Source organism: Streptosporangium sp. NPDC050148 (genome assembly GCF_055586505.1).
In genome coordinates, this window is sequence record NZ_JBVJIA010000008.1 from 208,760 (window position 1) to 225,833 (window position 17,074).

The window sequence follows — 17,074 nt, forward strand, 5'->3', positions numbered from 1 at the left end:
GGGAGGGTTCCGTGCCGTCCGCCTCCCGGCGCAGCGTCCGCGACTGGCTCGTGGACATCGGCCTGTTCCTGGCCGCGGCGGCCGTCGGGGCGCTGACGCTCTCCGACCGCCTGGCCGCGCCTCCGCTGGACATACCGCTCTGGGCCTTCCGGCTCGACCAGCTGGTCGGCGCGCTGAGCTGCGTCGCGCTCTGGGCGCGCCGGCGGTGGCCGGTCGGCCTGGTCCTGGTCCTCATCGTCCTGTCGGCCTTCTTCGAGCTGACCGCGGGCGCGCTGCTGGTGGCCCTGTTCACGGTGGCGGTGCACCGGTCGACACGGACCACGGCGCTCGTCTTCGCGCTGAGCATGGTCTCCAGCGTGATCTTCGTCATGACCCGGAGCATGCCCGGCACCCCGGGCGTGGTGCTGTTCACCATAGGCTTCGTGGCCCAGAGCGCCGCCACCGGCTGGGGCCTGTTCGTGCAGCACCGGCGCCGGCTGCTCGTCTCCCTGCGGGAGAGCGCCGCCAGGGCCGAGGCCGAGGCGCAGCAGCGCGTCCGCGAGACGATCGCCAGGGAGATCCACGACGTCCTCGGGCACCGGCTCTCCCTGCTGAGCGTGCACGCCGGCGCCCTGGAGTTCAACCCGGACGCCCCGGCCGAGGACATCGCCCGCGCCGCCGGCGTGATCAGGCAGAGCGCCCATCAGGCGCTGCAGGACCTGCGGGAGGTCATCGGCGTCCTGCGGGCCCCGGCCGGTGAGCTGCTGCAGCCGTCCCTGGCAGACATCGAGGAGCTCGTCGCCGAGTCCCGGCGGGCCGGGATGCGGGTGCACCTGAGCCGGCAGGTCGCCGAGCCCGTCCCCGCGCGGGCGGGCGGGACGGCGTACCGGATCGTCCAGGAGGCCCTGACCAACGCCCGCAAGCACGCCCGGGGCGCCGAGGTGTCGGTGCGCACGGCCGGGAGGCCCGGTGAGTGGCTCACGGTCGAGGTGCTCAACTCCGCCTCCGGGGTCCCGGCGGCCCCGCGCGGCGGGAGCCCGGGACGCGGGCTGCTCGGCCTGGCCGAGCGGGTCGACCTGGTCGGGGGGCGACTGGAGCACGGCCCCACCGCCGAAGGTGGCTGGAGGCTGTCGGCCTGGTTACCCTGGCCGACATGACCTCTCCACCACCGCCGCAGGTCACCGTGCTCATCGCCGACGACGATCCCCTGGTACGGGCCGGGCTGGCGATGATGCTGGGCGGCGCCCCGGACCTGCGGGTCGTCGCGCAGGCGGGAGACGGCAGGGAGGCGATCTCCCTCGCGGGCCTGCACGGCCCCGACGTCGTCCTGATGGACATCCGGATGCCCGTGATGGACGGCCTGGCCGCGACCAAGGCGCTCCGGGCGGGCCCCGGCGGGCCGGAGGTCATCGTGATGACCACCTTCGACGCCGACGACCACGTCCTGCGCGCGCTGCGCGCCGGAGCCGCCGGTTACCTGCTCAAGGACACTCCGCCCGCCGAGATCGTGGCCGCGGTGCGCCAGGTCGCCCTGGGCAACCCGGTGCTCTCCCCCTCGGTGACGCGCCGCCTCATCGCCCGGGTCGCCGACGCCGACGGCGACGAGCGCCGCGCCCGGGCCAGGGAGCGGCTGGCCCGGCTGGCGGACCGGGAGCGCGAGGTGGCGCTCGCGGTCGGCCGGGGCATGTCCAACGCGGAGATCGGTGTCCTGCTGCACCTCACCCTGGCCACGGTGAAGACGCACGTGTCCAGCATCCTGACCAAGCTCGACCTCAACAACCGGGTGCAGGTCGCATTGCTCGTCCACGACGCGCGCCTGCTCGACCCCCCGTGACCGGGGCCCGTCCCTCACGACCGGGACCCGTCCCTCATGACCGGGGCTCGTCCCGCTGTGACCGGGGCCCGTCCATCACACCGGGGCCCGTCCCCCGTGTGACCGGGCCCGTCCCGCGCGTCCGGCCGGGTGAGGACCCGGCCGCTCAGCCGGTCTGCCGCTTGCCCTTCCACCAGGAGGGGTTGTCGGCGTACCAGCGGACGGTCTCGGCCAGGCCGTCGGTGAAGGCGATCCGCGGGCGGTAGCCGAGGGCGCGCAGCCTGGTGTCGTCGAGCGAGTAGCGGCGGTCGTGGCCCTTGCGGTCGGCGACCCGCTCGACCATGTCCCATCCCGCGCCCAGCGCCTCCAGCAGCCTCCCGGTGAGCTCCAGGTTGGTCAGCTCGGCGGTGCCGGCGATGTGGTACACCTCCCCGGGCTCACCGCGTTCGGCGACCAGGCGGATGCCGCGGCAGTGGTCGTCGACGTGGATCCAGTCGCGGACGTTGCCGCCGTCGCCGTACAGCGGGACCCTGCGCCCCTGGAGCAGGTTGGTGACGAAGAGCGGGACGACCTTCTCGGGGAACTGGTACGGCCCGTAGTTGTTGCCGCACCGGGTGATCGACACCGGCAGCCCGTGCGTGACCGCGTAGGAGCGGGCGATCAGGTCGCCGCCCGCCTTGGAGGCCGCGTACGGTGAGCGCGGGCGGAGCGGGGCGTCCTCGTCCCAGGAGCCGGTCTCGACGGACCCGTACACCTCGTCGGTGGAGACCTGCACGATCCTGGGCGTGCCCGCCTCCAGGCAGGCCTGCATCAGCGTCTGGGTGCCCAGCACGTTGGTGCGGACGAACTCCGCCGCCCCCTCGATCGACCGGTCGACGTGCGACTCGGCCGCGAAGTTGACCACGAGGTCGTGGCCGGGCACCACCCGGCCGAGCAGTTCGGCGTCACAGACGTCCCCGTGCACGAAGTCGTGCGGCACCCCCTCCAGGTTGGCCCGGTCACCGGCGTAGGTGAGCCGGTCGAGCACCGTGACCCGGTCCTGGCCGAGGGTACGGACGAAGTGCGAGCCGATGAACCCGGCGCCGCCGGTGACGAGGACTCTCATGGACGGGCTGCGCCTTTCGCTGGGAACCGGCCACGGCCGGAGACCGGACCTGGCACGCGCCGTCCGCTCCCCGCCCGCCGGCCTCCCGCCACCGGCCGGTACCGGGCGCGGTACGGTTCCGGCCGGTGGTGGCCGGGAAGGACGACCGGTCGCGGATCGTTCCGACGCGACGCCCTCCCCCTACCCCCGGCCGGGGCAAGCGCCGTACCGCGAGGGCCAGGGCGCCGTAAAACTTGTCCCGGCCCCGGCCCCGGCCCCCGGCCCTCCGGCTCGCACGTCGGTCCGCACGTCGGTCCGCACGTCGGTCCGCACGTCGGTGCGTCACCGTTCGGCGGCACCGACCGGCGGCACCGACCGGCGGCACCGGTCAGCGACGTCCGACGACGGCGAGGATGGCGGGCAGGGTGAGGTCCACGGGGACCTCCTCCTCGACCCCGTGGCGCTCGGGCCGCCACGCCTGCACCGGTACGACCCCCGGCTCCAGCATCTCCAGCCCGTCCATCAGCTCGGCGAGCCGCTCCGGGCCGCGCGAGGTGAGCCCTCCCGCGCCGGTCAGCCGGTAGGGCCGCTGGCCGGCCTCGCGCGTCTCGTCGTCGACGTCGCCCTCGAAGGCGTGCGAGAGGACCACGTGGCTTCCCGGGACGAGGCGCCCGCGGAGCACGCTCATCAGGTGGGTGACCAGGGCCTCGTCAGGGACGAAGTGCAGCACCGACGCCAGCAGCACGGCGACCGGCCGGGTGAGGTCGAGGACGTCCCCGATCTCCGGGTGCGCCAGGAGCGCCTCGGGTTCCCGCACGTCGGCCCGGACGACCGAGGTGAGGGGGGTGTCCTGCAGCAGCGCGCGGCCGTGCGCCAGGACGATGGGGTCGATGTCGACGTAGACGACCCGGGCCTGCGGCGCGACGCGGTGGGCGACCTCGTGCACGTTCTCCCGCGTCGGCAGCCCCGACCCGACGTCGAGGAACTGGTGCACCCCCTGTTGCGCCAGGAGGGTGACGGCCCGCGACAGGAAGGCCCGGTTCGCCCAGGCCATCTCGCGGATGCCCGGCAGCACCCGCATGAACTCCTCCGCGGCCGCCCGGTCCGCGGCGAAGTTGTCCTTGCCCCCGAGATAGTGGTTGTACATCCGTGCGACGCTCGGAACGCCCGGATCGATCCCCTCCGGCATGACGTCGTGATCGGTCATGTCCCTCCTCCCCGTTGACCCGGAATGATAGGGAACACCTACGACCTTCTGGATCTTTACCGAAAAATCCTGACTTCGCAGGACAGAAGCGGCAGCCTTCTCCCCGTCGTCCGCGAGGCCGTCCCCCCGCCCCGCTCCCTCGGACAGGGGTGAGGGCGGGCACGGATGAGGGCGGGAGCGGGCGAGGACGGACACGGGCGAGGACGGGAGCGGGCGAGGACGGGCACGGCGCCCGGCGGGCCGTCGGCCGCCCCTGTCGCACTGTGGCAAAGTGTCATGATGCGTTTCCATGCCGACCTGCACATCCACTCCAGGTACGCCCGGGCCTGCAGCAAGGACAGCGATCTGGAGCATCTGACCTGGTGGGCGCAGCGCAAGGGCATCGCGCTGATGGGCACCGGCGACTTCACGCACCCGGTGTGGTTCGAGCGGCTGCGCGAGAGCCTCGTACCGGCCGAGCCGGGGCTCTTCCGGCTCCGCGAGGACCTCGCCTCGGGCCCGGCCGCCGACGTCGGCGGTGCGCTGCCGGCCGGCGTGGTCCCCGGCCAGGTGCGGTTCATGCTCTCCAGCGAGGTCTCCACGATCTACCGGCGCGGCGAGCGCACCCGGAAGATCCACCACCTGATCTACATGCCGGGCTTCGACGAGGCCGCGGCGTTCAACCGCGAGCTCGAACGGGTCGGCGACCTGGCCGCGGACGGCCGTCCCGTCCTCGCGATGGACTCCCGCGACCTGCTGGAGCTCACCCTGGGAAGCGGTGACGGCGCCTACCTGGTGCCCGCCCACGTCTGGACGCCCTGGTTCGGGGTGTTCGGGTCCAAGGCCGGGTTCGACACGGTCGAGGAGTGCTACGGCGACCTGTCGGAGGAGATCTTCGCGCTGGAGACCGGCCTGTCCAGCGACCCGGCGATGAACCGGCGGGTCTCCGCCCTGGACCGCTACCGGCTGGTCAGCCACTCCGACGCGCACTCGCCGCCCATGCTCGGCCGCGAGACCACGGTCTTCGACACCGACCTGGACTACTTCGCCGTGCTGCGGGCCCTGCGGACCGGTGAGGGGTACGCGGGCACGACCGAGTTCTTTCCCGAGGAGGGCAAGTACCACCTCGACGGGCACCGCGTCTGCGAGGTCCGGCTCGACCCCGCCGAGACACGTGAGCTGGGCGGGAGATGTCCCGTGTGCGGCAGGCCGCTCACGGTCGGGGTGCTGAGCCGGGTCGAGGAGCTGGCCGACCGGCCCGAGGGGTTCCGCCCGGACGACGCCGTGGAGTTCCGCAGCCTGGTGCCGCTGCCGGAGATCGTGGGGGAGGTCCTGGGGGTGGGACCGAAGAGCAAGAAGGTCGTCAAGCTGCTCGACGAGCTCACGACGGCGCTGGGCCCCGAGCTGTCCATCCTGCAGGACGTGCCGGTCGACGACATCGCCGTTCACTCGTCACCGCTCGCCGAGGCCGTCGACCGGCTGCGCCGCGGCGAGGTGATCCGCGCCCCCGGGTACGACGGCACGTTCGGCACGATCCACCTCTTCGCGCCGGACGAACCGAAGGGGGCCGGCACGGCCGCCGCCCCGACCCTGTTCTAGGTGTACCGACGGTCCTCGCCCGGGTCCCGCCCCGCACCGCTTCCGGGCGGGGCGGGGTGGTCAGTGGTCTTCCCTGATCCGCTGTTCTTTGCTCTTGCTGCTCTGGTACGCCTCGTACCCCGGCCTCCACGTCCAGGTCTCGGTGAGGTCGCCGTTCTTGACGGTCAGCGTTCCCGAGGGCGGGTAGCCCTCCTCCGAGACCGGTCGCGGCGGCATGGGGTCGGCGCAGGCCACCGGAGCGGCGAGCGACACCGCCGCGGCGGTGAGGGTCACGGCAGTGAAAAAGCGGGCAACGGACATGTGTCCCCCCATGGTGTGCGAACGGTACGGCGGGGGTATTACCGGGCGCCGGTCACAGCGAACCACACCGATGATCAAGACTCTGACCGAGCCGCGTTCGGCCTCCGGACCGCGCCGTCGACCGGCCCCCGGACCCGGCACCGGGACGCACAGGTCAGCCGGCCGTCGCCTCAGGGTCGCCGATCGAGCGCAGGACCGCGTCGGGCACGACGAGGTCGGCGCGCGGGCGGGTGGCCGCGACGAGGTCGGCGTTGCGCTGGTCGGTCCCGAGCGTCCAGGCCAGGGCGGTGCCGGCGTCCTTGCCGAAGCGCTCGTGGCGACGGACCAGGCGGCGCACCCGTTCGTCCTGGACGAGGTCGCAGTACCAGGTCTCGTGCAGCAGGGGACGTACCCGCGCCCAGTCGCCCCGGTCGAGCAGCAGGTAGTTGCCCTCGGTGACGACGAGCCGGGCGGCCCGCGGGACCGGGATGCTCCCGGCGACGGGCTGCTCCAGGTCGCGCTCGAACGCGGGCGCGTAGACCACCTCGTCCTCGTCGTCGCGCAGGCGGCGGAGCAGGGCCGCGTAACCGGCCGCGTCGAAGGTGTCCGGAGCCCCCTTGCGGTCGCGCCGGCCGAGCCTGTCGAGCTCGGCGTCGGCGAGGTGGAAGCCGTCCATCGGCACGTACGCCACCCATTCCCCGGCCGGGAGCCCCTCGGGGGGCGCCGGGCGCAGCAGGGCGACCAGATGCTCGGCGAGGGTGCTCTTGCCGGCCCCCGGGCTCCCGGTGATGCCCAGCAGCGCGCGCCGCCCGTCGCGGACGAGGGAGCGGGCCCGGACGGCCAGGTCGTCGAGGGACGTCATCCCCCGAACGTAGCCCAGCCGCCCTCCGTCCTCCAGCACGCCCCGTCCCGCGGGGCCGCGGCCCGGCCCGCGGCCCGGAGGTCACCCGGAGTCGGCGTTGAAGGACAGCTCCGAGGTCACCCGGTAGCGGTCGCCACGGTAGATCGAGCGGGTGAACTCGACGATCCGGCCGCCGACGTCGCGGGCGGTGCGCTCGAAGAGCAGGGCGGGGGCGTGCTGGGGCACGTGCAGCAGCTCGGACTCGGTCTCGTCGGTGACGGTGGGCTCTATCGTCTGCACGGCCGTGCGGACGTCGACGCCGAAGCGTTCCCGTAGGAACCGGTAGAACGAGCCGGACTCCATGTCCGCCGGGACGAGACCGGCGACCAGGGCGTACGGCAGGTGGATGCGTTCGATCGCCATGGGCTCGTCGTCCACGACGCGCAGCCGCACGACCCGCAGGACCGGGTCGGCCGGGGAGAGCTGAAGCCTGGCGGCGAGCCGCGCGCCCGCCGGGGCGGAGCCGAACTCCATGATGCGGCTGAGCCAGGTGCCCTCGGCGGGCGGCGCGTAGAACGAGTTGTCCGTCGTCGAGGCCAGCGCCTGGGTGACCCGGTGCGGGCCGGTGAACGTGCCGCGCCCGTGCTCGCGCACCAGCAGCCCCGACCTGACCAGGTCGTCGATCGCCGCGCGGACGGTGGGCCGGGAGACGCCGAGTTCCCGGCACAGATCCCGCTCCGAGGGGATCGCCTCGGCCGGTCTCATGTCGGCGATGAGGTCGAGCAGGACGTCGCGCACCCGGTCGCGCTTGAGCCCGGACCTCATGTTCAGTGTCACGTTCCCAGCCTACCAACCCCTTACCTATTTCTTACCAGTTGCCCGGGAAAAATCAGGTCTTGACGGGGGAACTGGTAAGAGCCACCCTATGCGGAGCAAGCCAATTAGTTACCAATATCTGACCTGTGGGAGCACCGATGAGGCACCGTCTCCGCGCCACCACGGCAGTGCTGGCGCTCGTCGCCGGCCTCGCCGCGTGCGGCTCCTCCGAACCGTCCTCCTCGTCCGGCCCGCCCGGCTCGGCCGGCGAGGGCAAGGACGGCGCGAACCTGACCGTCTGGGTGATGCGGGACAGCTTCTCCGACGCCCTGCTCGACCGCTTCCGCACCCGCTACCAGGCGGCCCACCCCGGCGTCACGCTCGACATCCAGATCCAGGAGTGGGACGGCATCGGGCAGCGGGTGACCAGCGCGCTGGCCAGCAACGACGCCCCCGACGTCATCGAGGTCGGGAACACCCAGGTCGCCGAGTACGCCGCCAGCGGCGGGGTGAAGGACCTCACCGACAAGGTCGCCGACCTGGGCGGCTCCGACTGGCTGCCCGGCCTGGCCGAACCGGGCAGGATCGAGGGACGCCAGTACGGCATCCCGTGGTACGCCGCCAACCGGGTGGTCATCTACAACAAGGACCTGTTCGCCAAGGCGAGGATCACCGCCCCGCCGAAGACCAGGGACGAGTGGCTGGAGGTCACCGCGAAACTCAACAAGGGCGGTGACCAGGGCATCTACCTGCCCGGCCAGAACTGGTACACCTTCGCCGGGTTCGTCTGGGACGAGGGCGGCGACCTCGCGGTCAACGAGGGCGGCACCTGGAAGGGCGGCCTCGGCACCCCCCAGGCGCTGGCCGCGATCGAGTTCTACCGAAAGCTCCAGGCGCTGGGCAAGGGCCCCAAGGACTCCGACGAGGCCAGGCCGCCGCAGGCCGACGTCTTCGCCAAGGGCGACGTCGCCCAGCTCATCTCCGCCCCGGGCGGCGCGGTGGCGATCGAGAAGGCCAACCCCGAGCTCAAGGGGAAGCTCGGCTTCTTCCCGATCCCCGGCAAGACCGCCGACAAGCCGGGCGCGGTGTTCACCGGCGGCTCCGACCTGGTCATCCCCGAGGCCTCGAAGAACCCCGACGCGGCGTACGAGGTGGTCAAGGCGCTGGCGGGCGAGGAGTTCCAGACCGACATGGCCAAGGAGATGAGCTACGTGCCCAACCGCCTCTCCCTGGCGGGCGTGCTGGACGGCAACGAGGCCACGGCCGCGATGGCCGCGGGCGCCGCCAACGGTCACGCCACCCCCAACTCCCCCAACTGGGCCGCGGTCGAGGCCAAGAACCTCATCAAGGAGTACATGACCCGGGTGCTCACCGGGGGCACTCCGGCCACCGAGGCCGCCGAGGTGGACCGGAACATCGCCGAGATCCTCAACACCACGTCCTGAGGAGCTGAGGAGCGTCATGTCCGCCCCCTCCCGGGCCCCCGACCGGCGGCACGCCCCCGACCGGGACGTACCGCCACCGGCGCCGCCCGCGGCGCGGTCCGGGGCACGGCCGTCCCGGATCGCCGGCCTGTGGCCCTACCTGCTGATCGCGCCCACCCTGGTGGGCACCGCCTACCTGCTGCTCTACCCGCTCGTCCGCAGCGTCGTCATCTCCTTCCAGCACTTCAGGACGGGCGAGCTGATCCGCGGCGGGGCGGAGTTCGTCGGCCTGGGCAACTACGCGGAGGTGCTCGGCGGGGCGGAGTTCTGGGCCGTGGTGCGCAGGACCCTGATCTGGACGGCCGTCAACGTCGTCCTGATCATGGTCATCTCCACCGCTGTGGCGCTGATGGTCGCCCGGCTGGGCCGGACGATGCGGCTGGCCGTGCTGGGCGGCCTGGTGCTCACCTGGGCCACCCCCGTCCTCGCCGCCACCACGATCTTCCAGTGGCTGTTCCAGTCGCGGCTGGGGGTGGTCAACTGGCTGCTGGTCACGCTGGGGTTCGAGTCCTTCAGGGACTACACCTGGTTCGCCGACGGCACGTCCACGTTCGCCATCCTGGTCGCCCTGGTCGTCTGGCAGTCCGTGCCGTTCGCCGCCCTCACCCTGTACGCGGGCCTGACCACCATCCCGTCGGAGCTGTACGAGGCCGCGCGGATCGACGGCGCGAACGGGCGGCAGGTCTTCACCGCCGTCACCTTCCCCATCCTGCGGCCGCTCTTCGGCCTGATCACCTCGCTGGAGGTGATCTGGGTGTTCAAGTGCTTCGCCCAGATCTGGGCGATCAGCAAGGGCGGCCCCGGAGAGGCCACCACCACGCTGCCCGTCTACGCGTTCCAGGTCGCGCAGTCGCTCCACAAGTACGACCTCGGCTCGGCGATCTCCACCCTCACCGTGCTGATCCTGATCGCCCTGCTGGTCGTCCACCTGCGGCGGATGCTCAAGCACGAAGGGGAGGAACCGTGACCACGCTGGCACCGGCCCAGCCGGCCCGGCCGATCCGGCAGGCCCGTCCGGCACCCGTCCGTCTCCTGCGCCGCGTGCCGCTGAACCTGGCGGCCCTGGCCGTGCTGGCCGTCTCGGTCTTCCCCGTCTACTGGATGGTGCTGACCGCGTTCAAGCCCACCAGGGACATCCAGTCGCAGACCCCGACCTTCTGGCCCGCCCATCCCACCCTGGAGCACTTCGCGACCGCGGTGAGCGCGGACGGTTTCTGGACGTTCTGGCGCAACAGCCTCGTCGTCACCGTGAGCGCGGTGCTGCTCGCCCTGGTGGTCGCGCTGCTGGCCGCGTTCGCGGTGGCCCGGATGCGCTGGCGCGGGCGCAAGGCGTTCATCCTGATGGTCTTCATCGCCCAGATGGCCCCCTGGGAGGCACTGCTGGTGTCGATGTTCATCATCGCCCGCGACACCGGAATGCTCGACAAACTGTCGATGCTCAGCCTGATCTACTTCATGACGACGCTGCCGTTCACCATCGTCACCCTGCGCGGGTTCCTCGCCGCGATCCCTCCCGAGCTGGAGGAGGCCGCGATGATGGACGGGTGCGACCGGCCGGCCGCCTTCCGCCGGGTGGTCCTGCCGCTGCTCGCCCCCGGCCTGATGTCCACCTCGTTGTTCGGCTTCATCACGGCCTGGAACGAGTTCGCCTTCGCCAACGCACTGATCATCAAGAACCAGGACGACCGGACGCTGCCCGTCTGGCTCTCCTCGTTCAGCAACGTCTTCGGCACCGACTGGGGGGCCACCATGGCCGCCTCGGCCCTGTTCATGCTCCCGGTGCTGCTGGTCTTCCTCGTCCTGCAGCGCAGGGTCACCTCGGGGATGATCGCCGGTTCCGTCAAGGGGTGAGATCCCGCCCCGCACCGCCTGCAGGCGTGCCCGTCAGGGAGCGCCGTGAAGGGAAGACAACGTGATCATTCCGAGACCGCGGGACGTCGTGGCGACCGGCGGGGACCCCGTCCCGTTCCGGCGCGATCTCCTGCGGCCGATGCCCGACGACCCGTCCCTCGGTGAGGAGGGGTACCGCATCGCGGTCTCCCCCTCGGGCGTCGAGCTCACCGCGGGCGGCCCGGCCGGCCGCTTCTACGGCTCGCGGACCCTCGCCCAGCTGGGACCGGCGATCCCGGCCGGGATCATCGAGGACCGGCCCGGGTTCGCCTGGCGCGGGGTGATGCTGGACGTCGCCCGCCACTTCATGCCCAAGGCGTTCGTGCTGCGCCTCGTCGACCTGCTCGCCGAGCACAAGCTCAACGTGCTGCACCTGCACCTGACCGACGACCAGGGGTGGCGGCTGGAGATCGAGCGCTACCCCCTGCTCACCGAGGTCGGCGCGCGGCGCGGCGGGTTCTACACGCGCGAGGACATCCGGGAGATCGTCGCGTACGCGGCGGAACGCTTCGTCACCGTGGTGCCGGAGATCGAGATGCCCGGCCACGCCCAGGCCGCCATCGCCGCCTACCCCCGTCTGGGCAACGACCCGGACCGGAGGGTGGAGGTCTGGACCGAGTGGGGGATCAGCGAGCACGTCCTCAACCTGGAGGAGTCCACCGTCCGCTTCTGCCAGGACGTGCTCGACGAGGTGTGCGAGCTCTTCCCCGGCCCGTACGTGCACGTCGGCGGGGACGAGTGCCCCACCGCCGAGTGGGAGGCCTCCCCGGCGGCGCGGCGGCGGCTGGCGGAGCTGGGCCTGGCCGGGCCGCAGGACGCGTGCGCCTGGTTCATCGGCCGGATGGCCGCCCACCTGGAGAAGCACTCGCGCAGGCTGGTCTGCTGGGACGAGCCCGACCGCGAGCCCACCCCCGGCACCACCGTCATGATCTGGCGGGACGAGCAGGCCGACCGCGGTGACAACGAGATCATCCTGGCGCCGCACACCCGGACCTACTTCGACTACCGTCCCTCCGCGGGCCCCTTCGAGACACGGGACGACGGTCCCGGCGGTTCCGGTGACGGGCCCGCCGGTGACGAGCGGAAGACCGTCCAGGAGCACGTCCTCACCCTGGCCGACACCTACGCGTTCGCACCCGACCCGGCCGCGCGGGGCGTGCAGTGCCAGCTGTGGACCGAGTACATGCCCACCCCCGAGCGGGTCGAGTTCATGGCCCTGCCCAGGATGTGCGCGTTCGCCGAGGTCGCCTGGGGCACGGCCGGCGACTACCCCGGCTTCCTGGCCCGCCTCGGCCCGCACCTCGACCGGCTCGGCGCCCTGGGCGTCCGGGGCGGCCCGCTCATCCCCTGACCCCCGCGCCGGCCCGCGGCCCGCTCCCCGCGGGCACCCGGACCGCCCCGGACCACCGAGATCACCGAGACCCTGGAGACCATCGAGACCCTGGAGAACCCCCAGACCCCCTGACCCCCACGCACGGGACCGCAGGCCACCCGGCCCTTCCGTCCGGTACCCGCAGACCTCGGAAAGCACCGACGAAAGGAAAGAACGTGCGCGGAAAGTTGTTGATCGGCGGGCTCCTGCCCGTCCTGCTGCTCGCGCTGGTGGGTGTCACGGCCGGCCCGGCCGCCGCCCAGCAGTCCCTGCGGCTCCAGTACAAGACGAGCGCCACCGGAGCCACCGCCGACCAGGTCGAGCCCTGGTTCAACCTGGCCAACGACGGCACCTCGGCCGTACCGCTGAACGGTGTGAAGATCCGCTACTACTTCAAGGCGGACGCCGGATCGCCGCAGTACCGCTTCGCGTGCTCGTGGGCGACGATCTCCTGCTCCACGATCACCGGCGCCTTCGGCACCCTGTCCCCCGGTACGGCCACCGCGGACCGCTACCTGGAGGTGGGCTTCACCTCCGGCACCCTGGCCCCCGGTGCGCGCACCGGTGACCTGCAGCTGCGCTTCCACCGTGCCGACTGGCAGCGGATCACCCAGAGCGACGACCACTCCTTCGGCCCGGCCCGCACCACGTACGGCGACTGGACCAAGGTCACCGTGCACCACAACGGCGCCCTGGTCTGGGGCACCCCGCCCGCGGGCGGCGGCGGCCCGACCCCCACTCCCACGCCCACGCCCAGCAACCCCGGGGGTGCCGGGGTGGTGTTCGACGACTTCGCCTACACCAGCGCCGACGACCCGGCCATCACCGCGCACAACTGGACCGTGCGCACCAACAGCGGCGGTCCCGGCGTGCCCGGGGCGAGCTGGCCCAAGCAGAACGTGAGTTTCCCCACGCTCTCCGGCGGCAACAGGGCGCTGCAGCTCAAGGCCGGTACCGACGGCACGGCGGCGGGGACCCGGCAGTCGGAGGTGCTGCACCAGCGCAAGTTCCTGGAGGGCACCTACGCGGCCCGGGTGAAGTTCTCCGACGCCCCGATCAGCGGGCCCGACGGCGACCACATCGTGCAGACCTTCTTCACGATCACGCCCCTGGCCTTCGACATGGACCCCGACTACAGCGAGCAGGACTTCGAGTACCTGCCCAACGGCGGCTGGGGAGAGCCCGCCAACATCATGTACACCACCTCGTGGGAGACGTACCGTAACGAGCCCTGGGAGGCGGTGAACGTCCACACCGAGGTCAGGCAGAGCTACGCGGGCTGGCACGACCTGGTCCTCCAGGTCTCCGGCGGCCAGATCAGGTACTACATCGACGGAGCCCTCTTCGCCGAGCACGGCGGCATCTACTACCCGGAGACGGCGCAGTCGGTGAACTTCAACCTCTGGTTCATCAACGGCGGCCTGGTGGGCTCGGCGACCCCGCGCGAGTACATCCAGCAGGTCGACTGGTTCTACCACTCCAAGAACGAGGTCGTCGCACCGGCCGACGTGCTGAACCGCGTCAACGGCTACCGCTCGTCCTCGACCACCTGGGTCGACACCGTTCCCGCCTCCTAGATCCGCACGCACGGTCCCGGGGCCACCGCACGGCCGGCACCGAGCCGTGACCGCGCGGCCCCCGGGGGCACCGCGTGATCTTGAGGTCACGCACGCACGGCCCGCGCCACCCCGGCGCGGGCCGTGCCCTTTCCCGCACCTCTCGATCGGAACAGGACGGAGGAGCAGAGGGTCAGGGGGCCGGGGAGCCGGAGGGGCGAGAGGCCGGGGGGGCGGCGCGGAGGGCGGCCAGGGCGAACTCGGCGGCCTCCCGGCCGGCACGCAGCATCTCCTCGGCGGAGGCGCCGTGACTCATGCGCACGAAGGCGGCGAGCTTGGCGCCGCCGATCACCGCGCCGACGGCGGCCGACGCCTCGGTCAGGTTCAGCTCGTCGGGACAGGCCCGGTGCAGGGCCTCGGCGAGCTCCCGCTGGACGTCGAAGAGGAGCAGCAGGCCCCGCGCCCGGAGCGAGGGGACGGTCAGCGTGAGGTGGTTGATCGGGGCGATCTCCCGGCGGATCCGGTCGTCCGGCTCGATCGCGGCGAAGCCGGTGGCGAGGACGCGGCCCAGCAGGTCGGCGGCCCGCTCCCCGGGCGCGGCCTCGGCGAGCACCGTCAGGGCGCGGTCGATGCCCTCGCGCGCGTTGTGGAAGATCACGTCTTCCTTGCTCGCGAAGTAGCTGAAGAAGGTGCGGGTGGAGACGTCGGCGGCGGCGGCGATCTCCGAGACCGTCGTCTGCTCGTAGCCCTTCTCCATGAAGAGCTCCAGCGCCGCCTCGACGAGGGCGTGACGGGTGCGCAACTTCTTACGCTCGCGCAGGCCCGTCCCGTCGTCCATGCGGAACAGCCTAATCCATTCCTAAGATTATGCATCTGTTGCAATTTTACACTTGATGTAGTTTTCTGGAGGGGACGGAGCGCATCACGAGAGGAACGACGGCGGATGACCCAGTCCCGATCCGAGGCGATCACCTTCCCCACCGGACGCCCCGGGCCCTTCGACCCGCCCGAGCGGCTGGCCTCGCTGCGCGAGGAACGGCCCGTCGCCCGGCTGGCCTATCCCGACGGCCGGATCGGATGGCTGGTGACCGGCCACTCGGCCGTACGGGCGATCCTGGCCGACCCCCGGTTCAGCTCCCGCCGCGAGCTGCTGAACATCCCGGTCCCCTTCCCGCTGATGCAGGAGATGCGCGGACCGGCCGAGCCGGGGATGTTCATCCGGATGGACCCGCCCGACCACACCCGCTACCGCAAGCCGCTCACCGCGCAGTTCACGGTGCGGCGGATGAAGGGGCTGGAGCCCCGGATCCGGGAGATCACCCGGGAGCGGCTGGACGCGATGGAGAAGGCCGGGCCGCCCCTGGACCTGGTCAGCGAGTTCGCGCTCCCCATCCCCTCGCTGGTGATCTGCGAGCTGCTCGGCGTCCCGTACGCCGACCGCGACGAGTTCCAGCACGCCACCTCGGCGCTGCTGAACCTGGAGTCCTCGCCCGAGGAGATCCGCATGGCGCTCGCCGGCATCGCCTCCTTCTTCGCACGGCTCATCGCCCTCAAGCGCGCCGACCCCACCGACGACCTGCTCGGCGGCCTGATCGAGGACGGTGAGCTGACCGACGAGGAACTGCGCAACGTGGGGTTCCTGCTGCTCGCCGCGGGACACGAGACCACGGCCAACATGCTCGGGCTCGGCACGTTCGCCCTGCTGGAGCACCCCGACCAGCTCGCCACGCTGCGCGCCGACCCCTCGCTGATCGACAACGCGGTCGAGGAACTGCTCCGCTTCCTCAGCGTCATCCACATCGGCCCGACGCGGGCCGCCCTGGAGGACGTCGAGGTGGAGGGCGAGCTCATCAGGGCCGGCGAGGTGGTGGCGCTCTCGGTGCCGGGCGCGAACCGTGACCCCTCGCGCTTTCCCGACCCCGACCGCCTGGACGTCACCCGCTCCGCGAGCGGGCACCTGACGTTCGGCCACGGGCTGCACCAGTGCCTGGGGCAGCAGCTCGCCCGCGTGGAGATGCGCATCGCCTTCCCGATGCTGTTCGACCGTTTCCCCGGGCTCCGTCTCGCCGTACCGGCCGAACAGGTGGCCATGCGCGACACCATGTCCATCTACGGCGTGCGAGCGCTGCCGGTCGTGTGGTAGGCCACGGCATGAGGGTCACCGCGGACGCGGCGTCGTGCATCGGGGCGGGCATGTGCGCGCTCACCGCGCCCGAGGTCTTCGACCAGAGCGAGGAGAGCGGAACCGTCGTGCTCCTGGACGAGACGCCCCCGCCCGGGCTGCACGCCGCCGTCCGCCGGGCCCGGCACCTGTGCCCCGCGGGCGCCGTCTCGGTGAGCGACGGCCCTGCGGTACGGGGCTCCGCAGGGACCGGGCCCAGAGACCGGCGAGGCTGAGGTTCCCCAGGTGGAGACGGGCGTCGTCATCGGCGCGGTTCCCAGCGGAAGATCCGGGAGGCCAGCACGACGGCGACGACCACCCAGCCCAGCGTGGGCGCCAGGAGCATCAGGGACTCGCTGACGGGAACGCCCCCGTTCCAGGCGGTGACGGCCAGTTCGGTGGCCGAGCCGCCGGGAAGCAGCCGCTTGAGCAGGGTGAGTTCCCCGGTGCCGGTGATGCCCACCCAGCTGGCCACGGCGATGGTGCCGAGACTGACGGGCAGCGTGGTCACCTGCGCGTGCTCGGGGGAGTTCGTCAGTCCCGCCGTGGCCAGCGCCAGGCCGAGCATCATGATCATCATCGAGAGGACGGCCGCCACCAGGAGGAGGACGTTGTCCGGCCCGCTCGCGACCGTGGCCAGCACGGTCATGATCACGGCCACCTGGACCAGCGAGATGACGGTGATCGGGAGGAGCAGCCCGGACAGGATGCCGGCGTCGCCCTCCGCGGTGGAGCGCAGCCGCTTGAGGAAGAGGTTCTGCCTGCGGGAGGCCAGGGTGGTCACCGCGGTGGTGTAGAGCCCGAACGCCCCGACGGTGAACATCGTGATCGCCGCGATGTACCCGAGGCTGCCCAGGGTCGCGAAGGCCTCGTGCCGGTGGATGAAGAACCCGCTGACCACCGCGGGCATGACGAGACCGGTGACCAGGACCAGCCGGTTCCGGAAGATCTGGATCAGCTCGCCGAGAGCGATCGAGAGCATGACGAAGGTCCTTTCGTTGGAGGGCCCGGCCG

17 protein-coding genes are annotated in these 17,074 nt (G+C 72.0%); 10 read left to right on the forward strand and 7 right to left on the reverse strand.

Annotation, left to right across the window (positions count from 1 at the left end; translation table 11 throughout):
- Nucleotides 1–11: 11 nt before the first annotated feature.
- On the forward strand, nucleotides 12–1,136 hold the full coding sequence (locus ACZ6RT_RS11745) for a sensor histidine kinase (RefSeq protein ID WP_470153290.1): 1,125 nt from the start codon (nucleotides 12–14) through the stop codon (nucleotides 1,134–1,136).
- Nucleotides 1,133–1,813 (forward strand): response regulator, encoded by a 681-nt coding sequence (locus ACZ6RT_RS11750; protein WP_399189789.1) that lies wholly within the window; start codon nucleotides 1,133–1,135, stop codon nucleotides 1,811–1,813. The genes ACZ6RT_RS11745 and ACZ6RT_RS11750 overlap by 4 nt, the downstream gene beginning before the upstream one ends.
- 145 nt (nucleotides 1,814–1,958) lie before the next feature.
- On the opposite strand, the gene rfbB is transcribed toward ACZ6RT_RS11750, so the two are convergent.
- Both rfbB and ACZ6RT_RS11760 read right to left on the reverse strand, forming a co-directional pair.
- A complete protein-coding gene (gene rfbB, locus ACZ6RT_RS11755) occupies nucleotides 1,959–2,897 on the reverse strand; it encodes a dTDP-glucose 4,6-dehydratase (protein WP_399189791.1) in 939 nt (312 codons plus the stop codon).
- Between the two features lie 367 nt (nucleotides 2,898–3,264).
- On the reverse strand, nucleotides 3,265–4,083 hold the full coding sequence (locus ACZ6RT_RS11760) for an SAM-dependent methyltransferase (RefSeq protein ID WP_470153292.1): 819 nt from the start codon (nucleotides 4,081–4,083) through the stop codon (nucleotides 3,265–3,267).
- A 276-nt stretch (nucleotides 4,084–4,359) separates the two neighbouring features.
- Here ACZ6RT_RS11760 and ACZ6RT_RS11765 point away from each other — a divergent pair, with 276 nt between their 5' ends.
- Complete coding sequence (locus tag ACZ6RT_RS11765; protein WP_470153294.1) at nucleotides 4,360–5,661, forward strand: endonuclease Q family protein; 1,302 nt, start codon at nucleotides 4,360–4,362, stop codon at nucleotides 5,659–5,661.
- A 60-nt stretch (nucleotides 5,662–5,721) separates the two neighbouring features.
- On the opposite strand, the gene ACZ6RT_RS11770 is transcribed toward ACZ6RT_RS11765, so the two are convergent.
- From ACZ6RT_RS11770 to ACZ6RT_RS11780, 3 genes are all read right to left on the reverse strand, one after another.
- Complete coding sequence (locus ACZ6RT_RS11770) at nucleotides 5,722–5,934, reverse strand: hypothetical protein (RefSeq protein ID WP_399189797.1); 213 nt, start codon at nucleotides 5,932–5,934, stop codon at nucleotides 5,722–5,724.
- Nucleotides 5,935–6,115: 181 nt separating this feature from the next.
- Nucleotides 6,116–6,802 carry a nucleoside/nucleotide kinase family protein gene (locus tag ACZ6RT_RS11775; RefSeq protein ID WP_399189799.1) on the reverse strand — a complete coding sequence of 229 codons (687 nt, stop codon included), beginning with the start codon at nucleotides 6,800–6,802 and terminating at the stop codon, nucleotides 6,116–6,118.
- Between the two features lie 81 nt (nucleotides 6,803–6,883).
- Nucleotides 6,884–7,618 carry a GntR family transcriptional regulator gene (locus tag ACZ6RT_RS11780; protein ID WP_399189801.1) on the reverse strand — a complete coding sequence of 245 codons (735 nt, stop codon included), beginning with the start codon at nucleotides 7,616–7,618 and terminating at the stop codon, nucleotides 6,884–6,886.
- A gap of 137 nt (nucleotides 7,619–7,755) precedes the next feature.
- Between ACZ6RT_RS11780 and ACZ6RT_RS11785 the strand changes: the two genes are divergently transcribed.
- The 5 genes from ACZ6RT_RS11785 to ACZ6RT_RS11805 all read left to right on the forward strand — a co-directional run bounded on the left by ACZ6RT_RS11785 (nucleotide 7,756) and on the right by ACZ6RT_RS11805 (nucleotide 13,920).
- Nucleotides 7,756–9,042 (forward strand): extracellular solute-binding protein, encoded by a 1,287-nt coding sequence (locus ACZ6RT_RS11785; RefSeq protein WP_399189803.1) that lies wholly within the window; start codon nucleotides 7,756–7,758, stop codon nucleotides 9,040–9,042.
- 16 nt (nucleotides 9,043–9,058) lie between these two features.
- A complete protein-coding gene (locus ACZ6RT_RS11790) occupies nucleotides 9,059–10,048 on the forward strand; it encodes a carbohydrate ABC transporter permease (RefSeq protein WP_470153297.1) in 990 nt (329 codons plus the stop codon).
- Nucleotides 10,045–10,932: a carbohydrate ABC transporter permease gene (locus tag ACZ6RT_RS11795; RefSeq protein WP_470153299.1), complete on the forward strand. Its 888-nt coding sequence runs from the start codon at nucleotides 10,045–10,047 to the stop codon at nucleotides 10,930–10,932. Before ACZ6RT_RS11790 ends, ACZ6RT_RS11795 begins: the two co-directional genes overlap by 4 nt.
- Nucleotides 10,933–10,993: 61 nt before the next feature.
- Nucleotides 10,994–12,322 carry a beta-N-acetylhexosaminidase gene (locus ACZ6RT_RS11800; RefSeq protein WP_399189809.1) on the forward strand — a complete coding sequence of 443 codons (1,329 nt, stop codon included), beginning with the start codon at nucleotides 10,994–10,996 and terminating at the stop codon, nucleotides 12,320–12,322.
- Nucleotides 12,323–12,519: 197 nt separating this feature from the next.
- Nucleotides 12,520–13,920, forward strand: coding sequence for a cellulose binding domain-containing protein (locus tag ACZ6RT_RS11805; protein ID WP_470153301.1), 1,401 nt, complete (start codon nucleotides 12,520–12,522; stop codon nucleotides 13,918–13,920).
- 172 nt (nucleotides 13,921–14,092) lie between these two features.
- Here ACZ6RT_RS11805 and ACZ6RT_RS11810 read toward each other — a convergent pair whose 3' ends face one another.
- Nucleotides 14,093–14,737, reverse strand: coding sequence for a TetR/AcrR family transcriptional regulator (locus ACZ6RT_RS11810; RefSeq protein ID WP_399189814.1), 645 nt, complete (start codon nucleotides 14,735–14,737; stop codon nucleotides 14,093–14,095).
- Nucleotides 14,738–14,842: 105 nt separating this feature from the next.
- Between ACZ6RT_RS11810 and ACZ6RT_RS11815 the strand changes: the two genes are divergently transcribed.
- Both ACZ6RT_RS11815 and ACZ6RT_RS11820 read left to right on the forward strand, forming a co-directional pair.
- Complete coding sequence (locus tag ACZ6RT_RS11815; protein WP_470153303.1) at nucleotides 14,843–16,042, forward strand: cytochrome P450; 1,200 nt, start codon at nucleotides 14,843–14,845, stop codon at nucleotides 16,040–16,042.
- Between the two features lie 8 nt (nucleotides 16,043–16,050).
- Nucleotides 16,051–16,296, forward strand: coding sequence for a ferredoxin (locus ACZ6RT_RS11820; RefSeq protein WP_399189818.1), 246 nt, complete (start codon nucleotides 16,051–16,053; stop codon nucleotides 16,294–16,296).
- A 26-nt stretch (nucleotides 16,297–16,322) separates the two neighbouring features.
- Here the strand turns inward: ACZ6RT_RS11820 and ACZ6RT_RS11825 are convergent, their stop codons facing one another.
- Nucleotides 16,323–17,042, reverse strand: coding sequence for an ABC transporter permease (locus tag ACZ6RT_RS11825; protein WP_470153306.1), 720 nt, complete (start codon nucleotides 17,040–17,042; stop codon nucleotides 16,323–16,325).
- Nucleotides 17,043–17,074 lie beyond the last annotated feature (32 nt).